Origin of the sequence: Streptomyces sp. NPDC088387 (genome assembly GCF_044753385.1) — a bacterium.
GTDB lineage: Bacteria > Actinomycetota > Actinomycetes > Streptomycetales > Streptomycetaceae > Streptomyces.
Genome location: NZ_JBIVNC010000017.1, coordinates 136,887 through 153,742 on the forward strand (window position 1 = coordinate 136,887; position 16,856 = coordinate 153,742).

Genomic DNA, 16,856 nt, shown 5'->3' on the forward strand with positions numbered 1-16,856 from the left:
CTTCGAATTCCCACCCAGGAGAGGGCAAGCCCTGGTAATGGAGGTCGGTTCGCAATCAACAGGCGTGAGAGCCAGAGCATTCCAGTTTTCTGTGATCGCCTGGTTACGCGCTGCGGCTGGGCTGTGGTAACCCTGGGGATCTTGGATTTTCCAGCTCGCGGCGGTGGGCACGGTGGGCGGGCAGCTTGGGGGTGGCTGTGGTCGACGTAGCTGTAGACGCTGTGGATGATGACGATGACTTCGTGCACCCGATCTTCCGGAGTGCGCCGGGCGAGGACAGCGGTTCCGACACCCTCGGCCTGTACCGGTTCCAGGCTGAAATCGCGGCGCAGGCGTGTCTGGCCATGCTCACTCACGAGGACATCGAGTACGTCGTCTGCGAGTGGCACGAGGACTTCGTCGTCGGTTTCAAGGACGGCCGGGTCGAGCTGGTTTCGGTGAAGCACCGTCAGTACCGCCGGACGCTCTGGAACGTCGGCGACTTGTGCAAGGACGGGGGCCTGGCTCACCTGTTCAACAGCTGGCGCGCGTGTGGCGGTGCGAGCAACGTCCAGCTGCGCCTGACCACTAACGGAGCTCTGAACACCTCCAAAAACAACGCCGCCGCTCTCGCGCGGATGTGCGGCTCTGACCCGGAAGTCACCGACGGTATCGACACCGTGGCGAAGGCCATTGCACAGTACTTCCTGAAGATCCGCTGGAAGCAGCCTTACTCGAACATTCCGGTGGTGCCAGAGGTCGCTAGGATGGCCGACATAGCCATTCCCGATGGCTTCATCGCCACGATTAAGGCCTTCATGGCGGTGCTGCACATCGACTTCGAGAAGGTGCCGTCCGCCAGGTTCGTTACTGACGTCAACATTCAGCAGCTCCTGCGGCCGGCTATCGCGTCCCTGGGGCTGGATCATGTGGACGTAGAGACCACCTACCGGCGGCTTGTCGAGCGCATCGAGAAGGCCAATCGAGGCGAAGGTGAACGCGGGCAACTGGCCGAGTACATCGCCAACCCGAGCCGGGCTCGCTACAACACGCAGATGCAGCATCGCATCGCCCGCCGCACGCTGTACCGCTCCTCTGTCTTGGAGGAGATCGTCTACAGCCGGCTCACGGTACCCACCTTCGCCCGTGGTCAGCTGCCGGTGAGCGCTCCCGGAGGGGCGAACCTCCGCAAAAAGCTGGCGCGAGGGCTCGTGCCTCCCGATGAGGCCGCCCATGCGGAGAAGCTACGGTCAGCGTGGTACCTGGCGTGGGCGCAGCACCGCTCGGGGCTGCCGGGGGACATCACCGATCTCGCGAACATGCGCCTGGAGGTAGCGGCTACCGCTTTCGAATGCCGTGAGCACGCGCAGAACGCCACCGGAGAGGGCCGCCCGTACGGAGCGCGGATGAACCGGCTCCTCACTCAGCAGCTGACGCCGGAGCAGATGTCGGCGGCGCTCCCGTTCAAGATCAACAAGATGCATCTGCGTGGCTTGGCTTATCAGCTGTGCGACGAGTGCGAGTTCTACTTCTCGGAATGGTTCGATGTCGCCGGTGAGGAAGCATCGTGACGAACGCCTCGGATCGCCAGGCCGCCGCCGTGCGCATCAGGACACAGGCGCGCAGTGAGGAGAGACGTGAGGCGCACTATCACGAGGCCAGGGTCTTGCTTCTGATCGACCGGTTCACCACGGCGAAGAAGGGTCTGGACGGGCTGACGAAACTGGCGAAGCTCGACTTCCTCCTGCGCTACCCGGCGATGCTGGAGCGTCTGCTCGCCGAAGATGGGATCAGCTGGCCCCGCGGGACGGAGCCCACCGGCTCGGAACGACTGGCAGTGGAGAGCCGGATGACGCGCTACAAGTACGGCCCATGGGACCAGCGTTACTACAGCGTCCTCGGCTCGCTGGCCGCACGCGATCTGATCACGTATGCCGGCACCGGGATGGCCGAGTTCCGCATCACCGCGAGTGGCGCCATCGTCGCCGGCACCCTGACCGAGTCAGCTGAGTGGGCGGTCGTGGCCCAGCGGACGGCGCTGCTGAAGAAACACTTCAACAAGTCGGGGTCAGCGCTGAAAACGCTCATCTACGAGCGCCTGCCCGACGCGGTGGACAGGCCCTGGCGAACGGAAATCTGATGGCAGCCCATCTCAAGTTCCTCTCCCTGACGGTCACCACCGCCGACGCCGAGAAAACCTACCGGTTCGACCAGACGGCCACCGTCATCAGCGGGCCCAGCGGTAGCGGCAAGTCCAGCCTCCTCATGCTGCTCAAGCACGTCATCGGCGGCAGCGCCATCCTGACTCCGGCCGTGCGCGACCATGTCCACTCCGTGCGAGCCGAGATCCTCGTTGGTGACGAGCACCTGGTGCTCAAGAGGACGATCGGCGATGAGGACAGCAGGAACCGTGTCGATGTCCTCGACCCCGCCACTATGAACCTGCGCCAGAGCTTCATCGTCCGGGCCGAGGCCGGCCAGACGACACTGTCCGACCATCTGCTGAACGCCCTCGGCTTCCCCCGGGAAACGATCCCCACGCGCCGCGACGGCAAGGCTGGCACGCTGAATGTGACGTTCGCCGACCTCTTCGCCTACGTCTATCTCGAAGCGATCAATATCGACACCCAGGTCGTCCACCACCACGAATCCCACTTCAATCCGAAGCGGCGAGCCCTCTTCAAGATGATGTTCGGCCTGACGGACAGCGCTCTGCTGGAACTGCAACGTCTGGCGGGCAACCTTCGGGCAGAGATGAAAGCGAAGGAGAGCGAGCACGAGAGTGTCAGCAGCTTCCTGGCCGCTTCGGACTCGCGCAGCGACGACGAGCTCCGCGCCGAACTCGTGCAGCTGCGCGAGATGCTGCAGCTCGCTGAGACCGCGCTGGGTTCCCTTCGCTCCGAGCTGGAGGAGAGCAGTGCCGCCGATGCGGTCCTGCGTCGAGAGCTCCGACAGGCGGTCGAAGCGGCGAGGGACGCCGCCCAGGAGGTGGCGGCCGCCCGGGAGCTGGTGGAAGCCCGTCAAGCCGTCGTCGCACAGGTCGAGCTTGACCTCCTACGGCTGGAGCGCTCCGCAACCGCTATCGAGAAGCTCTCCCCGTTCGACTTTGTCGTCTGCCCGCGATGCATGCAGCGGCTGGAGGCACGGTCCGTCCAGGATGATCACTGCATCGTTTGTCTTCAGCACGACCCGCCTGACGACACGATTGACCCCGCAGCCGTCCAGCAGGCCCGTGAGGCCCTGGAGAGTCAGCTGCGTGACGCCCAGGGCGTTTTTGCAGGTGATGCGCAGGTTCTCGATACCGCGCGTGTCCGTGCGCAGCAGGCCGACTTCCTCACCACAACGCTACGGCGGCAACTGGATGCCCAGACCCGCGACGTGGTCGCTCCGCGGTTCGACGCGATTGCCGACTCCAGCGCCCGCGTCGCCGCTCTGGGTGCGAGCATCGACGCCGTGACGCAGCTGCGCGACGCCTGGGCCCGCGCACGCTCGATCGCTCAGACGGTCAAGGACATCAAAGCGCGACGCGCGCGTACCCAGGCAGACATCAAATCCAAGACGGCCGCACTCGCCGCACGCGGAAACCTGGTCAGCGACCTGAGCAGCAACTTCCACACCCTGCTGACGGAGCTGCATCTGCCGTGGGTACAGACAGCCGTGGTGGACCCCGAAACGTACCTGCCGGTTGTCGACGGCGATCCCTTCGACAGACTGCAGGCCTCCGGCGGCGGAATCACCACCTGCGTGAACATCGCCTACAGTCTTGCCCTGCTGGAGTTCGGGCTCACTCACCCAGACGTCCTCGTCCCCTCCCTCCTGATCATCGACTCCCCCCGCAAGGCGCTGGGCAACAACCCGGCCGACCGTGAACGCGGACGCCGCATCTACAGCCGCTTCAAGGCACTCGCGGATACCTACGGCGACCAAGTCCAGCTGATCATCGCCGACAATGACACCGCCCCCATCCCCAACAGCGCCTTCAGCACGATTCCCCTCGACTACCCCAGCCCCATGGTCCCCGGCGTCGCCCACCCCGGCCCCGGCCACACCACACGCACCGAAGACGAGTACCAGGCGTAGCCGGTACGACGTTGATCCGACGGTTCCGGCCGACCCGGCGAAGGTGGTGAGACTGACGAGCGGATCCGGTGGTCGACTCGCAATTCGTTAGCCAGGGAGGAGAAGTGGCGTGCACAGTCGGAATGATCGCGCAGTGCCCCTGCGACCGATCCGGCGGCATCGCAATCGCGAGACGGCATCCTGCGGTCCAGCATTGCCACCAGCATGATCCGGACCAGGCCCGGACCAACGCACGCTTCGCATCCAGAAAATCCAGACATTAGCGCAGTTCAGAGGCCCATGAGGCCATGTACTACCAGCAGACCAAGAACCTTCTGGTGTCGTACTCCCCCCAGAAGCTCGGCTTCTTCTAGACGCACACAAAAAGGCGCCTGACCTGGTCTTTCACTCGTCAGGCGCCTTTCGCTCAGCCCGCTTCAGAACGTCGGCTTGCGTGAGGGCGCTGATCGGCAGCGTACCGAGCCACGACCAGGTCGAGGGCAAGATGATGGCGGCAGCAGCAACGCCACTTGTCGATCACACGGCCGCGAAATGTCGATGAGAACCGACACCACTTCGACACTGACGGTCCCTGTTCGCAGCGTTGACAGCGAACGTCGCCGGTGCGCTTTGGGGCGACCCTGCTTGGATTCGTCCGATCCGCACTAGAAGGTGCTCTGCGACGGTTCCCAGACCGAGCAGTCGTGGGCGAAGAGAACGCGTCGTGGGTCGAAGTCGGCGAGTCGCTCCAGCCAGTGCTGGTAGGCGGGAAGCGGCTGCTCCACTCCGTGAAGTGCGGCTTGGCGGGCCAGTTGGTCGGATGCGAAGTGGGAGGCGAAGTCGTGTGCCTGACCGGCGAGGACTACCGTGCCGTCGGCTTGCCGGAGGACCAGTGACTGATGCCCTTGGGTGTGCCCTGGCGTCGGAATGATCCAGACGCCCGGTAGGACCTCGGCCTCACCGGCGAGCTCCTCGTAGGACGCTGCGGGGAAGTCGATCAGTTCGTCGAAGGTGTAGTCGCCGTTGCGGGCAGTGGCCAGCTCGACGTCCTGGACCAGGATGGGCTTGCCGCCCAGGAGAGGGTTCCCGCCGCAGTGGTCGAAGTGAAGGTGGCAGTTCGCGACGAGGGAGATGTCGTCAAGGGCGACTCCGGCCGCGGACAGGGCATCCTTCAGGGCCCGGCGTCGGGGACGGTAATGGGCTTCGGTCTCGGGGTCCGCCTTGCCGATGCCGGTGTCGAAGAGGATCAGGCCGTGATCGCACTGCACCAGGTAGGCAAGCACAGGTTCGACCCGCGGCTGCGGGCCGCCGGTCTCCGATGCGGGCCGGATGAAATACCCCAGATCGAGCCGGCGCACCGACATGTTCGTCCCCATACGGCCAGCCTGGCAGGTCTGGGTGTTCCGGTCGGCGAGTCTGCCGAGAGCAGAACCACCACCGACGTCATCGACCGCAAGGAACGCGATTCGCGTGTGGAGTTCAGCCTGCGGCAGAGTCCTGGGCAGCGGCGCGGGCCAAAACTCAGCGATATCACTAGCCACCGACACCGGGCGCTGTCACTCGCGATCGACAACCGGTATCAGCACTCACTGATATAGCCACCGAGCTGGACACCGCCGCGTCAGGACCCAGGACAGTGGTCGCCCGCACGGCTGGTACTTGCCGAAGGGGGCTTGCCGCCCCGACGCCGGGGTGCTCGCCGACCGTGGCCCGGCACCCCGGCGGCCGCCGGATCCGCCCACACGGACCCGCGATCCCGGCGCCGGCTCCGGTGACGGCGACGATCCTGGTGCTGTGCTCTGCGGTGCTGTTCATGCCGGTGATCGTGCAACCCTGCCGCCAGCGGCAAGGTCAAGCAGTGTCTGACGGGCGGTGGTCACCGCCTGTGGCCACCGGGGCATGGTGACGCCATGTTCCTCCGGGCGACCACAGCGGGGATATCGGGCACACCCGAGTACGCGACCTCGACGTCGGCCGTCAGCGCAAGCAGTTCGTCGACGCGACGGATGGCCTGCGGCAGCAGGGCGAAGCTCGCCAAGTGGTGAGCCGGTCAAGTCGCCTGAGTAAGCCGCTTGAGCAGGTCACCTGAGCGGTGCGTTCAAGTAGGTCAGCGTCTGTCCTATAGGGCCTCTAGTCTGCGGTTTATGCAGAAGTACGAGGACGGCGTCGAGATCCTTGTCCCCGCGAGCCCGGCCGAGCTTGAGGTCTGGCTCGACACACATCACGGGGAACGGACCGCGCTCTGGGTGAAGATCGCCAAGAAGCACACCGGCATCCCGTCGCTCACCTGGGAAGAGATGGTCGACACGGTGCTCTGCTTCGGCTGGATCGACGGTCTGCGGCGCGGCTTTGACGACACGTACTTCCTTCAGCGCACAACACCCCGCAGCCCCCGCTCCACCTGGTCGCAGGTGAACGTCGACAAGGCCGAGGCGCTGATCGCGGCAGGCCGGATGCGCCCCCGCGGCCTTGCCGAGGTCGAGGCGGCGCGGGCAGACGGCCGCTGGGCAAGGGCATACGCCTCGCCGAAGAACGCCACCGCGCCACCGGATCTCGTCGAAGCCCTCGACGCGAACCCGGCAGCGCGGGCGTTCTACGACACGCTCGGCAAGTCCGACCAGTTCGCGCTGTACCTCGGTCTGGTCACCGCCCGTACCGAGAAGACGCGGCGGGTCCGCTTGGAGCGGATGGTGGCGTCGATGGCAAGGTCTGAGCGGCCGTCATGATCGACCGGAACTTCACCCAATCCCAATCCCAATCACCCCGAAAGCAATAAGGAAACACGATGACCAATTCTGCCGATTTCCCCAAGCCCGTCATCATTCCGGTCAGCGGTGTGGAAATCGAAGTCTTCGAAGCAGGGCGAGAAAACAGGGGAAAGCCCATCGTGCTCTGCCACGGCTGGCCCGAGCACGCGTACTCCTGGCGTCATCTGATGCCCGTACTCGTCGAAGCCGGCTACCACGTCATCGCACCGAACCAGCGGGGTTTCGGTAACTCGTCCCGCCCGGCCGACGTGACGGACTACGACGTCGAGCACCTGTCGGGCGACCTCGTCGCGCTCCTTGACCACTACGGATACGACGACGCCACCTTCGTCGGCCATGACTGGGGTGCGTTCGTCGTCTGGTCGCTGGCCCTGCTTCACCCCAGCCGTGTGAACAAGGTGATCAACCTGTCCTTGCCTTACCAGGTGCGCGGCGAAACGCCGTGGATCGAGGTCATGGAACGGTTCCTCGGCGGCGACTTCTACTTCGTCCACTTCAATCGGCAGCCGGGCGTTGCGGACGCCGTGTTCGATGCGAACACAAGCCAGTTCATCCGCAACCTTTACCGGAAGAACGTGCCCCCGGCGCCCCCTGAGCCGGGCATGGCGTTTATCAACCTCGCCCTGGCGGAAGCACCGCTCGGTGAGCCCGTCATGAGCGACAGCGACCTGGCGGTCTACATCTCCGGGTTCGAAACATCGGGATTCACGGGCGGCATCAACTGGTACCGGAACCTCGACCGCAACTGGCACCTGCTGGCGGACGTCGACCCGATCATCCAGCAGCCCGCCCTCATGATATACGGCGACCGGGACTTGGCGGTCCCGAGGTCCGAGACCCTGACAGAGTTCGTGCCCAATGTGGAGGTGGTCGGCCTGGACTGCGGTCACTGGATTCAGGAGGAAATGCCTGAGGAAACAAACCAAGTGATTTCAGAATGGCTGGCACGGCAGGATTCCACCGTAGCGAAATCCTTGACCGCCTTTTCCAAATAGGCCACATGGCCGCACCGTCGGTGCGCATTGCCGTGGACCTTGGTGCGGTGGACTCGGGGCAACCACCGCTCCTTCGAAGCATCCCCGAGACAGACGTGGCTACCGTCGTGGCGGCTCAAGGCCCTTCGCGACCGCATCTCGCGCCCTGTTGGTTGATGGAGGGTGTGTTGTCGCATCAGGTCGATTCGCGGACCACAAGTTCGTTCGGCATGATCACCGGATCCGTGGGGCCACCGCCGATGAGTCTGAGGAGCAAGTGGACTGCGGCGGTTGCCTGGTCGGCCATCGGGCTGCGTACCGAGGTGAGCGCCGGGGTCGTATAGGACGCGGCTTCTATGTCGTCGAAGCCGACCATGGCCACATCGTCCGGTACGCGTCGTCCCGCCTGGCGCAGGGTGCGCAGGGCTCCGATCGCCATCAGGTCGTTGGCCGCGAACACGGCATCGAGGTCAGGGTCGTCCTCCAGGAGCTGACGCATGGCTTCAGCACCGGAAACCCTGGTGAAATCCCCCAAAGCCACGATGGAGCGGCGTCCGGTGTCGCGCAGTGTCCGGCGGTAGCCGTCGAGGCGTTCCCGGGCCTCGTAGAGTTCGAGCGGTCCGGTGATGGTCGCGATCCTGCGTCGGCCTCGCTCCAGAAGGTGACGTACGGCCAGCGCCGCGCCGCCGGCGTTGTCCAGGGCCACGTACGGGACGTCCTGTGCGGAGGTGCGGTTGAAGGAGACGACGGGCAGGCCCTGCCTCGCCAGCGCGGCCGGCAGTGGATCCGTACCGTGCAGGGCCACGAGGATGACGCCGTCCACGTGCCCGCCGGCGATGTACTGCTCCACTCTGGTCCGGCTCTCGTCCGACTCCGCGAGCATGAGCACAAGTCGCTTGCCCGCGGTCTCCAGTTCACGACTGACCGCGCGAACGACAGCTGAGAACAGGGGGTCGTCAGAGACGACTCCTTGAGGCGGGTCGGAGACGACCAGGGCAAGGGTGTCCGTGCGGCGCGTAACGAGGTTGCGTGCCGCTCCGTTGGGCACATACCCGAGTTCGCGGACGGCTCGCATAACGACGTCTCGGATCTCCGGGGCGACGGTCGTCTCACCGTTGATGACGCGGGAGACGCTCGATTTGGACACGCCGGCCCGGGCGGCGACCACTTCGAGAGTGGGGCGTTTCATGCCTGGCCGTCCCCTGTGCCGCCTCCCGAGTACCTGCGCGGGGAGGGTTTTCTCATCGAGGCGACCTCCGGCTCTGCGTCGTGGCGAAGACAGCAGCGTATCCGCAGGCAGGGCGGCATGAACCCGCCGCAGCCATCACCCTACTTTGCAGTTTCTCGCAAGCGTTTGCCCATCGCAGCCGCGCGTCGGGGATCGCTCCCCCGGCTTCCAACCATCCCTCTGCCGCCGATTTTTCTTAGTGGACAAGAGCCTTGACAGGTCTGCCAGCCCCCTCCATTCTCCCCTGGGGGAGCGCTCCCTGACCTCAAACCCCACTTGAGGAGTAGCATATGCAAACTCTTCGCAATAGATTTGTGCTCTTCTGGGCCATAGCTGCCTCCTTGTTGGCCTTCATCGCTTTGCCCGCACCACCCGCACAGGCGGCGGAGGTTCTGCTCTCGCAGGGGAAGCCCGCCACTGCTTCGAGCACCGAGGGAGCCTTCGGCGCTCCCGCCGCCGTCGACGGCGACTTAGGCACCCGGTGGTCCAGCGCGTTCGCCGATCCGCAGTGGATACGGATCGATCTCGGGGCCAGCACCCGGATCAGCCGCGTCGCCCTCAACTGGGAGGCCGCGTACGGCAGGGCGTTCAGGATCGAGGTGTCGGACAACGCGCAGGACTGGACGCCGGTTCACGAGACGACCACGGCCACGGGCGGCGCCCAGAGCCTGGCCGTGGCCGGCACTGGCCGCTACGTACGGATGTACGGCACCCAGCGTGGCACCCAATACGGGTATTCCCTGTGGGAGTTCCAGGTGTACGGCACCACGGACTCCGGTGGGCCCACCGACCCCGGCACGCTGCTTTCATACGGCAGGACAGGTGCGGCCTCCTCTTCCCAGAGCGACCAGAACTGCTGGGAATGCACGCCGGCCAGGGCCTTCGACCGCGACCCGGCGTCCCGCTGGGCGACAAGCTCGACCACGGGATGGACCAATCCGGGCTGGATCTCCATCGACCTCGGCGCGACGGCCCAGATCGACAAGGTCGTCCTACAGTGGGATCCCGCCTACGCCAAGTCGTTCCAGATCCAAGTCTCTTCGAACGGACAGGACTGGCAGCCCATCTACTCGACGACGTCCGGCACGGGATTCAAGCAGACGCTCACCGTCTCCGGCAGCGGTCGCTACGTGCGCATGTACGGCACCGAGCGTGCCACTCCCTACGGCTACTCGTTGTGGGAGTTCCAGGTGTACGGCAGTGGTGGCGCTCCGATCCCGGCTCCGCCCCTGCCGAGCGACCCCGCGAACCCGCCGCGGCTGGTGTGGAGCGACGAGTTCGAGGGCGCCGCGGGAAGCAGGCCCGACGCCTCGAAGTGGAGGGCGGATCCGGGGACGGGACCGAACAACGAGTTGGAGTACTACACCGATCACCGCAACGCCGCGCTGGACGGGGCCGGAAACCTGGTGATGGAGGCGCGCAAGGAGGTCACCGCAGGGTCGTCGTGCCCGCGGGACCCGTTGAGCGGCAGCACCACGTGCCAGTACACCTCGGCGCGGATGAACACCGGCGCGACGTTCCAGTTCACGTACGGCCGGATCGAAGCACGTATCAAGGTGCCCAAGGGCAACGGACTGTGGCCCGCGTTCTGGATGATGGGCGCCGACTTCCTGACAGGGCGACCGTGGCCCTACAACGGCGAGATCGACATCGTGGAAGTGCTCGGCAAGGACGTGAAGACGGCGTACTCGACCGTCCACGCGCCCGCCTACAACGGCGGAGGCGGCATCGGCTCTCCCTACCGGCTGCCCGGAGACGCGGACTTCTCCGACGACTTCCACACCTGGACCGCCGACTGGAACAGCAAGGGCATCACCTACAGTCTCGACGGCCGGACCGTCTTCTCCCTGGACAAGGACCAGGTCGAGCAGACCCGCGGTCCGTGGATCTTCGACCACCCGCACTACATGATCCTCAACCTGGCGGTCGGAGGCGACTGGCCCGGCCCGACCGACTCCAGCACCCCGTTCCCGTCCAGGATGCTCGTCGACTACGTGCGGGTCTTCCAGTAGTCACCGGCGGACTCGCCCAACGCCCCCGAGCCGCACGGCAATTGGCCGCGCGGGGCTGCTCGGGGCATCCGGATCACACAGCCGGACACATTCCGCTGTCCGACTCCTGGCCCCCCTGTCGCCGCGGTCCGAGGGATCCGGCGTGTCATCCCCGATGCTCGTGAGGAAGTGAGATGCGCAGATATCCCGCCCATCTGTACACGTTGTTAGTAGGAGCACTGGTCGTCACGCTGGCCGCTGCCCTGGGCCTGACCGTGTCGGCCCAGCAGGCGCGGGCCGCCACGGTCACCGTCCAGGCCGAGTCCTACGCCGCCCAGTCAGGTGTCGCACTGGAGGCGACCGCGGACGCCGGAGGAGGGGAGAACGCGGCGTTCCTCGCCGACGGCGACTGGATGCGCTTCGACAACGTCGACCTCGGCGCCGCGGGCCGACTGACAGTGTCCGCCCGGGTCGCCTCCGCCGTCGGCTCGGGCACTGTCGAACTGCGTACCGGCAGCGCGACCGGAGCCCTGCTCGCCGTCATACAGGTCGCTCCGACCGGCGGCTGGCAGAACTGGGTCACCCGGACCACCGACGTCACCACCCACCCCACCGGTGCGCAGACCGTGTTCGCCGTACTGCGCAGTACAACACCCGGCGACTTCGTCAACATCAACTGGTTCTCCTTCGTCGGCGACGGAGACGGCCAGGCGGCGGGCTGGGTCCCCGTGGACCAGGCCAAGTGGAACGCCCAGGTGGCGCAGTTCCGCGCGATGACCCCAGCGCCCGTACCCGCCGACGTGGTCCGGGTTCCGGAGTTCAACGCCACCTGCGACTACAGCCACTCCAAGCCGGACGACCCCATCGTCCTGCCTGGACTTGCCGGCGCCTCCCACATGCACAGCTTCTTCGGCAACAAGAGCACCGACGCGTTCTCCACCACCCAGTCGCTGCTGAACAACAGGGCCACCACCTGCGCACCCACCGAGGACCTCTCGGCGTACTGGATCCCCACCCTGTACGAGGGCAACACGGCGGTCGAGCCGGAGAACATGATCGTCTACTACGGTTCCCGGCTGCCCGACCCCTCGGCGACCCTGCCCTTCCCCGAGGGATTCCGGATGATCGCCGGTGACGCCAAGGCACAGACACCCACACCCGCGGGATCACCCGGCCAGTACTGGTGCGCCGGCGCGGGCGGCGAGATCGGCCGCAGCGCCGACGGCAACTGGCCGGTCTGCGCCCCGACCGCACACCTCACCCACCAACTCGTCTTCCCCGACTGCTGGGACGGCAAGAACCTGGACAGTCCCGACCACAAGTCGCACGTCGCGTACACCTACGACGGCAAGTGCAGCGGTGCCTACCCCGTCGCCATCCCCAACCTCTCCTTCGTGGTCAGCTACCCGACCCACGGAAGTGCGGCCGGCTTCCGGCTGGCCTCGGGAATGGCATCATCCATCCACGGCGACTTCTTCAACGCGTGGGACAACGCGGCCCAGGGGCACCGAGTGAAGGACTGCATCACCCAGAAGGCCAAGTGCAACTCCGCCGGCACCTTCTGACCCTGCGTCTGGTGTGTGCCACAGCCATGGCGCTGCTGGTGGTCGGCTGCTCGACGCAGCCGACCACCAGCACCTCGACCAGCGCCGGCGCATCACCGACCTCGACCTTCAGCGCCACCGACGTCGCATGGATTCAGCTGATGATCCCCATGAGCGAGCGTGCGCAGCGCCTCACCGACATGGCGCCTTCCCGCAGAGCGAGTCCGGCGGTGGCGGCACTGGCGGCCCGAACCGGGTCGCGACTGCGCGAAGACCTACGAGAGCTGCGCGAACTGCTGAAGCTCTCCGGTGTCCCCGACACCCGCCCTCACGAGGGACACGACATGCCCGGCATGGTCAGCCTCGCGACTCTCGGCAAGGCGGGTACGGCGACCGGCGAAACATTCGACAAGATCCTCACCGACGCACTGCGCGAGCACCTCACACAGTCCAGAATGCTCGGCGACAGCGAGCGGACCCAGGGCCACGCGACCAAGGCCACGGACCTGGCCGTACTGATCACGAAGCGCATGACCGAGCAGATCGCCTGGCTGAACGAAATACGTCCGGCTCGGCCTCCTGCTCCGGAAGGCACCGTGAAGCCGACGAGGTCATAGAGGTCATAGAGGTCATAAGGGACAGCGCACGGACGAGAGGCCGACGCATCGCATCTGCCAGGGGCGTCGGCCTCGCCGGGCCGCGCCCACGAGGTTCGCTGGACGTTCTGACAACTTGTACCTAGACTGTCAGGATGTCAGTGCGGGATGCAGTAGCTCATGACCTGTTGCTCGCTGCCGGCTTCGACGCCTTCGCCCGGCATGGGTTCCGGCGAACCACGATGAGCGACATCGCTCAAGCAGCAGGGCTGTCACGGCCTGCGCTGTACCTGCGTGTCACCGGCAAAGAAGAAGTGCTGCGCTTGGTCGGCGCGGCGCTGTTGGCCAACTCTGTCGAGAAGGCCCGGTCAGCCGCCGATGGCGAGGGCGGCGTCGCCGAGCGGCTGACAGCCGCACTCGACGCCAAGCTGGACCTCACTCTGGGGCTGGCGGAGCGCTCCGAGCACGCATTGGAGCTCCTGGAAGAATATGCACGGGTCGCCGCCGAGGACGCGGCTCAGTACGAAGCAACCATGCGCACCATCGCCGAGCAGATACTCGCGGACACCGGGGCCCCACCACGACAGCGGTCCGAGATCGCGGCGGCGCTGGTGCACACCGTCCAGGGCCTGGAAGCCGAACTCAACAATCCCGTCCGGGCCCGCCATGTGCTGCACGCCTTGACTCGCGTCGTCGCCGCCGGTCTCACCTCCGGCTAGTTCCCACTCGTCAGGCGACTGCCACTCCCACTCTGCTCGTTGCCCGCGGGGCATGCACTTCACTCAGGAGCCGACAACATGACGAACTGGCCCGACGGCATGGCCCCCAATCAGGCGCACGTCCATGCCCGCAATGAACTCACCATCGCGGCGGATCCCGCTGCCATCTGGGCGCTGCTCGTCAACGCCACCGCCTGGCCGTCCTTCTATCCCAATGCGCGACATGTGCAGGTGCTGGACGGTAGCGAACTCGCGGAAGGCACACGTTTTCGCTGGACGACGTTCAACATCCGCGCCACCAGCACGGTGAAGGTCTTCCGCCCCGATCACGAACTCGCCTGGGAAGGCGTCGTCCTCGGCACACGCGCACACCACCGGTGGCAGCTCACACAGAACCCCGACGGCACCACCACCGTCGTCACGGAGGAGACCCAACGCGGGCCCCTCCCGTTCCTGGCTTCAAGGTGGGTCCGGGCCGGACTCCTCCGCTGGCACCAACGCTGGCTTGAGGGGCTCCAGTCCAACGCCTGAGAACGCCGAGAGGAGAGCCTGCCGGCACCGCGCCGCGGCCTTGGGCTCCGAGAACTCATGGGCCGGAATTCAACGCGGCCGAAGGGTGGTGCGCAGCCGGTAGCGGTCGCCGCTGTATTCGACGGTCGAGAGCATGATCGGGGTGTTTTCGAGGCCGAAGACGACCTGGTCGAGGACGAGGATCGGCGCGGCAGGTTCGAGCCCCAGGTGACCGGCGAGCACATCATCAGCGCTGCGCGCTTCGATGGTGGTAACGGACCGGCTGGGTTCCACGCCCCGCTCGTGCAGTTCCTCGAAGAGCGAGGCCGTGGTGAAGTCGACGCCGATGACACCCGGAGCGATGCTTTCGGGAAAGAGCGTGCGGTCCATCGCAACCCGGACGTTGTTGAGCATCCGTACGCGGACCAGCCGGATCAGCGGTGTGCCGGCGGGCAGTTGCAGCCGGTCCGCGTCGTCGAGCGAGGCGGGCTGAACATCCTGGTGGAGCACCAGGGAGCGGGCCACCATGTGCTTGCGGCGGGCGGTGGCGGTGAAGGATTCGAGGTCGTTCGGCCATTCGCGATCGGCCACCGGAGAAGCGACGAACCAGCCCCGGCCGTGCGAAGCGGTGAGGATGCCCCGGTCGACGAGGTGATTCAGGGCTTTGCGCAGTGTCACGCGGGAGATGTCGAACCGTGCCGCGAGCTCGCGCTCCGCGGCGAGCCTGGAGCCGGCGGGGAGCTGCTCGGATTCGATCTGCTCCAGAATCAGGTCGGCGGTCTGTGACCACAGTGGCGCGGGGGTGTGGGTGCGATGCGGTGCGCGGGCCTGCGGGGTGGCGTCAACGCCCATGACTCATCCTCCTGATCAGGTCCGAATGTACCACTGCTTACCACCAGCAGTGCTCAGGAATCGTTGCGTGCATGGCCGGTGATCCCTGGACTTACGCCGCAGGCGGGCACTTCAGGGTGGCTCGGAGAGGATTCCAGCCCGGCCTCAAGATCCCTGAATAGACCACTGGAGATATTTCTATAGACCACTATTGACCACTTGCCGTCCACTGCTTACCTTTGCCGCACAGCACTGGTCGCATCTCGGCCAGACGACCCATTCCGCTTGTTCCCCCTGCGCAGGCGCGGGGTGCCGGTAGCAGGAGGATCACTGATGCATCGTTCGGCCAGACTCGGGCTCGGCGTCGCGTGTGCCGCGGCGTTGGCGCTCACGGCAGCTTGTGGCAGTGGAGCAACACCCGGAAGCGGTGACTCCAACACGATCGTCTTGCAGACCAACTGGACCAGTGGCGGTACCGAAAGCGTGCCACTCAAGGCCGCCCTCAAGGACTTCACGGCACAGAGCGGCATCAAGGTGAAGGTGCTGGAGAACGGCGACGACCTCAACCAGGTCTACGAAACCTCCCTGCTCGCGGGGAAGGAGGCGGACGTCCTGCTCGTCGGCCTGCTGGAGAAGCAGCTGGACTGGGTGAAGAACGACGCCGTCGTTCCGGTCGAGGACTACGTCGGCGAATGGGGCCTGAAGTCCTCGATCCCGGCCGGCGCAATCACCGACTGGACCGACTCCGACGGCCATCTGCGCGGACTGCCCTACGCGGGCTTCACCTGGCCCTGGTGGTACAACAAGGCCCTCTTCGACAAGCACGGCATATCGCTGCCCACCACCACGGACGAACTCGTGGGCGCCGCCAAGAAGCTGCGCGCCGCAGGAGTACAGCCGGTCGCGATCGGCGGCAACGACTGGTCCGGCCAGAAGATCTTCCTACAGTTCCTGGAGACCTACCTGTCTCCCGACGAGGCCAAGAAGGTCTTCGCCGAGGGGCACACGTGTGACAACCCGGAAGCCATGAAGGGCATCGAGCTGTTCACGCGGATGCGCGACGCCGGAGTGTTCGTCGACGGCGTCGAGGGACTGAGCGCCGACCAGGCCCAGGCTCTGTACATGAACGGCTCGGCAGCCATCGCACCGCTGGGTTCCTGGGCGTACGCGAGCACCAGCAAGGCGCTGGCCGAGACCACCGTTCTCGGTGGTCTGCCCGTCGCTCCGGATGGCGCCTACGACAAGCCCACGGCCTACGACGGCTCCACCTCCGCCGGCTGGTGGATCAGCCCCAACGGCAAGAAGAAGCTCTCCGCCGTCGAGAAGCTGGTCCAGTACATGTACAAGCCCGAAGTGCTGCACACGATGCTTCAGGGCGGAGTCGTCCTCGCGACCTCCGCCGACGTGGACACCACCGGGGTGCAGTCGCCGCTCTTGAGCCAGTCGGTGGCACAGCTGCCCAAGGCCGTGGACTTCACCGTGATGCCGGATCTGCACGTGCCCGCCGACGTGTCCAATCCCATGTACCGGGCCACGTCGATCGCCTACACCAAGGGCAACGACGCGAAGAAGATCTGCGCGACCGTCGACGCGGTCTACGAAGCCTCGAAGTAGCAGCCGGGGTGGCCGGTGCACACCCGGCCACCCCGCAGGAAGG

General features: G+C 65.9%; 14 protein-coding genes. 11 read left to right on the plus strand and 3 right to left on the minus strand.

Annotated elements, in window-relative coordinates:
- The first annotated feature begins 221 nt into the window (after positions 1-221).
- Genes ACIQAC_RS34605 through ACIQAC_RS34615 form a run of 3 tightly spaced genes read left to right on the plus strand, consistent with a single transcriptional unit; the run spans position 222 to position 4,059 of the window.
- On the plus strand, positions 222-1,550 hold the full coding sequence (locus tag ACIQAC_RS34605) for a dsDNA nuclease domain-containing protein (RefSeq protein WP_402198260.1): 1,329 nt from the start codon (positions 222-224) through the stop codon (positions 1,548-1,550).
- The gene (locus ACIQAC_RS34610) at positions 1,547-2,119 is read left to right on the plus strand and encodes a hypothetical protein (protein ID WP_402198263.1); all 573 of its coding nucleotides are present in this window, start codon (positions 1,547-1,549) and stop codon (positions 2,117-2,119) included. Before ACIQAC_RS34605 ends, ACIQAC_RS34610 begins: the two co-directional genes overlap by 4 nt.
- Positions 2,119-4,059 carry a hypothetical protein gene (locus tag ACIQAC_RS34615; RefSeq protein WP_402198264.1) on the plus strand — a complete coding sequence of 647 codons (1,941 nt, stop codon included), beginning with the start codon at positions 2,119-2,121 and terminating at the stop codon, positions 4,057-4,059. The genes ACIQAC_RS34610 and ACIQAC_RS34615 overlap by 1 nt, the downstream gene beginning before the upstream one ends.
- Positions 4,060-4,703: 644 nt before the next feature.
- On the opposite strand, the gene ACIQAC_RS34620 is transcribed toward ACIQAC_RS34615, so the two are convergent.
- Positions 4,704-5,414, minus strand: coding sequence for an N-acyl homoserine lactonase family protein (locus tag ACIQAC_RS34620; RefSeq protein WP_402198266.1), 711 nt, complete (start codon positions 5,412-5,414; stop codon positions 4,704-4,706).
- 768 nt (positions 5,415-6,182) lie between these two features.
- Between ACIQAC_RS34620 and ACIQAC_RS34625 the strand changes: the two genes are divergently transcribed.
- Together ACIQAC_RS34625 and ACIQAC_RS34630 are read left to right on the plus strand one after the other, a co-directional pair.
- On the plus strand, positions 6,183-6,764 hold the full coding sequence (locus ACIQAC_RS34625; RefSeq protein WP_402198269.1) for a YdeI family protein: 582 nt from the start codon (positions 6,183-6,185) through the stop codon (positions 6,762-6,764).
- Positions 6,765-6,823: 59 nt separating this feature from the next.
- Positions 6,824-7,801: an alpha/beta fold hydrolase gene (locus tag ACIQAC_RS34630; RefSeq protein WP_402198270.1), complete on the plus strand. Its 978-nt coding sequence runs from the start codon at positions 6,824-6,826 to the stop codon at positions 7,799-7,801.
- A 175-nt stretch (positions 7,802-7,976) separates the two neighbouring features.
- Here ACIQAC_RS34630 and ACIQAC_RS34635 read toward each other — a convergent pair whose 3' ends face one another.
- Positions 7,977-8,969, minus strand: a complete 993-nt coding sequence (locus tag ACIQAC_RS34635; RefSeq protein ID WP_402198272.1) for a LacI family DNA-binding transcriptional regulator — start codon at positions 8,967-8,969, stop codon at positions 7,977-7,979.
- A 329-nt stretch (positions 8,970-9,298) separates the two neighbouring features.
- On the opposite strand from ACIQAC_RS34635, the gene ACIQAC_RS34640 reads away from it, so the two are divergent.
- The 5 genes from ACIQAC_RS34640 (at position 9,299) to ACIQAC_RS34660 (ending at position 14,389) form a co-directional block, all read left to right on the plus strand.
- Positions 9,299-11,020 (plus strand): discoidin domain-containing protein, encoded by a 1,722-nt coding sequence (locus tag ACIQAC_RS34640; RefSeq protein WP_402198274.1) that lies wholly within the window; start codon positions 9,299-9,301, stop codon positions 11,018-11,020.
- A 173-nt stretch (positions 11,021-11,193) separates the two neighbouring features.
- Positions 11,194-12,564, plus strand: a complete 1,371-nt coding sequence (locus ACIQAC_RS34645) for a DUF1996 domain-containing protein (protein WP_402198276.1) — start codon at positions 11,194-11,196, stop codon at positions 12,562-12,564.
- A gap of 11 nt (positions 12,565-12,575) precedes the next feature.
- Entirely contained in the window at positions 12,576-13,160 is a 585-nt protein-coding gene (locus ACIQAC_RS34650) for a DUF305 domain-containing protein (protein WP_402198277.1), read from the plus strand.
- Between the two features lie 134 nt (positions 13,161-13,294).
- Positions 13,295-13,858: a TetR/AcrR family transcriptional regulator gene (locus ACIQAC_RS34655; RefSeq protein WP_402198279.1), complete on the plus strand. Its 564-nt coding sequence runs from the start codon at positions 13,295-13,297 to the stop codon at positions 13,856-13,858.
- A gap of 78 nt (positions 13,859-13,936) precedes the next feature.
- On the plus strand, positions 13,937-14,389 hold the full coding sequence (locus ACIQAC_RS34660) for an SRPBCC family protein (protein WP_402198282.1): 453 nt from the start codon (positions 13,937-13,939) through the stop codon (positions 14,387-14,389).
- Between the two features lie 69 nt (positions 14,390-14,458).
- Here ACIQAC_RS34660 and ACIQAC_RS34665 read toward each other — a convergent pair whose 3' ends face one another.
- A complete protein-coding gene (locus ACIQAC_RS34665) occupies positions 14,459-15,220 on the minus strand; it encodes a GntR family transcriptional regulator (protein WP_402198285.1) in 762 nt (253 codons plus the stop codon).
- 312 nt (positions 15,221-15,532) lie between these two features.
- Between ACIQAC_RS34665 and ACIQAC_RS34670 the strand changes: the two genes are divergently transcribed.
- Positions 15,533-16,813, plus strand: a complete 1,281-nt coding sequence (locus ACIQAC_RS34670) for an ABC transporter substrate-binding protein (RefSeq protein ID WP_402198287.1) — start codon at positions 15,533-15,535, stop codon at positions 16,811-16,813.
- The last annotated feature ends 43 nt before the right edge of the window (positions 16,814-16,856 follow it).

What these genes read in the sequence shown, in the direction of transcription:
- ACIQAC_RS34615 (WP_402198264.1), top strand. Translation starts at nt 2,119, where the DNA reads ATGGCAGCCCATCTCAAGTTCCTCTCCCTGACGGTCACCACCGCCGAC.
- ACIQAC_RS34620 (WP_402198266.1), bottom strand. Translation starts at nt 5,414, where the DNA reads ATGGGGACGAACATGTCGGTGCGCCGGCTCGATCTGGGGTATTTCATC.
- ACIQAC_RS34625 (WP_402198269.1), top strand. Translation starts at nt 6,183, where the DNA reads ATGCAGAAGTACGAGGACGGCGTCGAGATCCTTGTCCCCGCGAGCCCG.
- ACIQAC_RS34630 (WP_402198270.1), top strand. Translation starts at nt 6,824, where the DNA reads ATGACCAATTCTGCCGATTTCCCCAAGCCCGTCATCATTCCGGTCAGC.
- ACIQAC_RS34635 (WP_402198272.1), bottom strand. Translation starts at nt 8,969, where the DNA reads ATGAAACGCCCCACTCTCGAAGTGGTCGCCGCCCGGGCCGGCGTGTCC.
- ACIQAC_RS34640 (WP_402198274.1), top strand. Translation starts at nt 9,299, where the DNA reads ATGCAAACTCTTCGCAATAGATTTGTGCTCTTCTGGGCCATAGCTGCC.
- ACIQAC_RS34645 (WP_402198276.1), top strand. Translation starts at nt 11,194, where the DNA reads ATGCGCAGATATCCCGCCCATCTGTACACGTTGTTAGTAGGAGCACTG.
- ACIQAC_RS34655 (WP_402198279.1), top strand. Translation starts at nt 13,295, where the DNA reads ATGTCAGTGCGGGATGCAGTAGCTCATGACCTGTTGCTCGCTGCCGGC.
- ACIQAC_RS34660 (WP_402198282.1), top strand. Translation starts at nt 13,937, where the DNA reads ATGACGAACTGGCCCGACGGCATGGCCCCCAATCAGGCGCACGTCCAT.
- ACIQAC_RS34665 (WP_402198285.1), bottom strand. Translation starts at nt 15,220, where the DNA reads ATGGGCGTTGACGCCACCCCGCAGGCCCGCGCACCGCATCGCACCCAC.
- ACIQAC_RS34670 (WP_402198287.1), top strand. Translation starts at nt 15,533, where the DNA reads ATGCATCGTTCGGCCAGACTCGGGCTCGGCGTCGCGTGTGCCGCGGCG.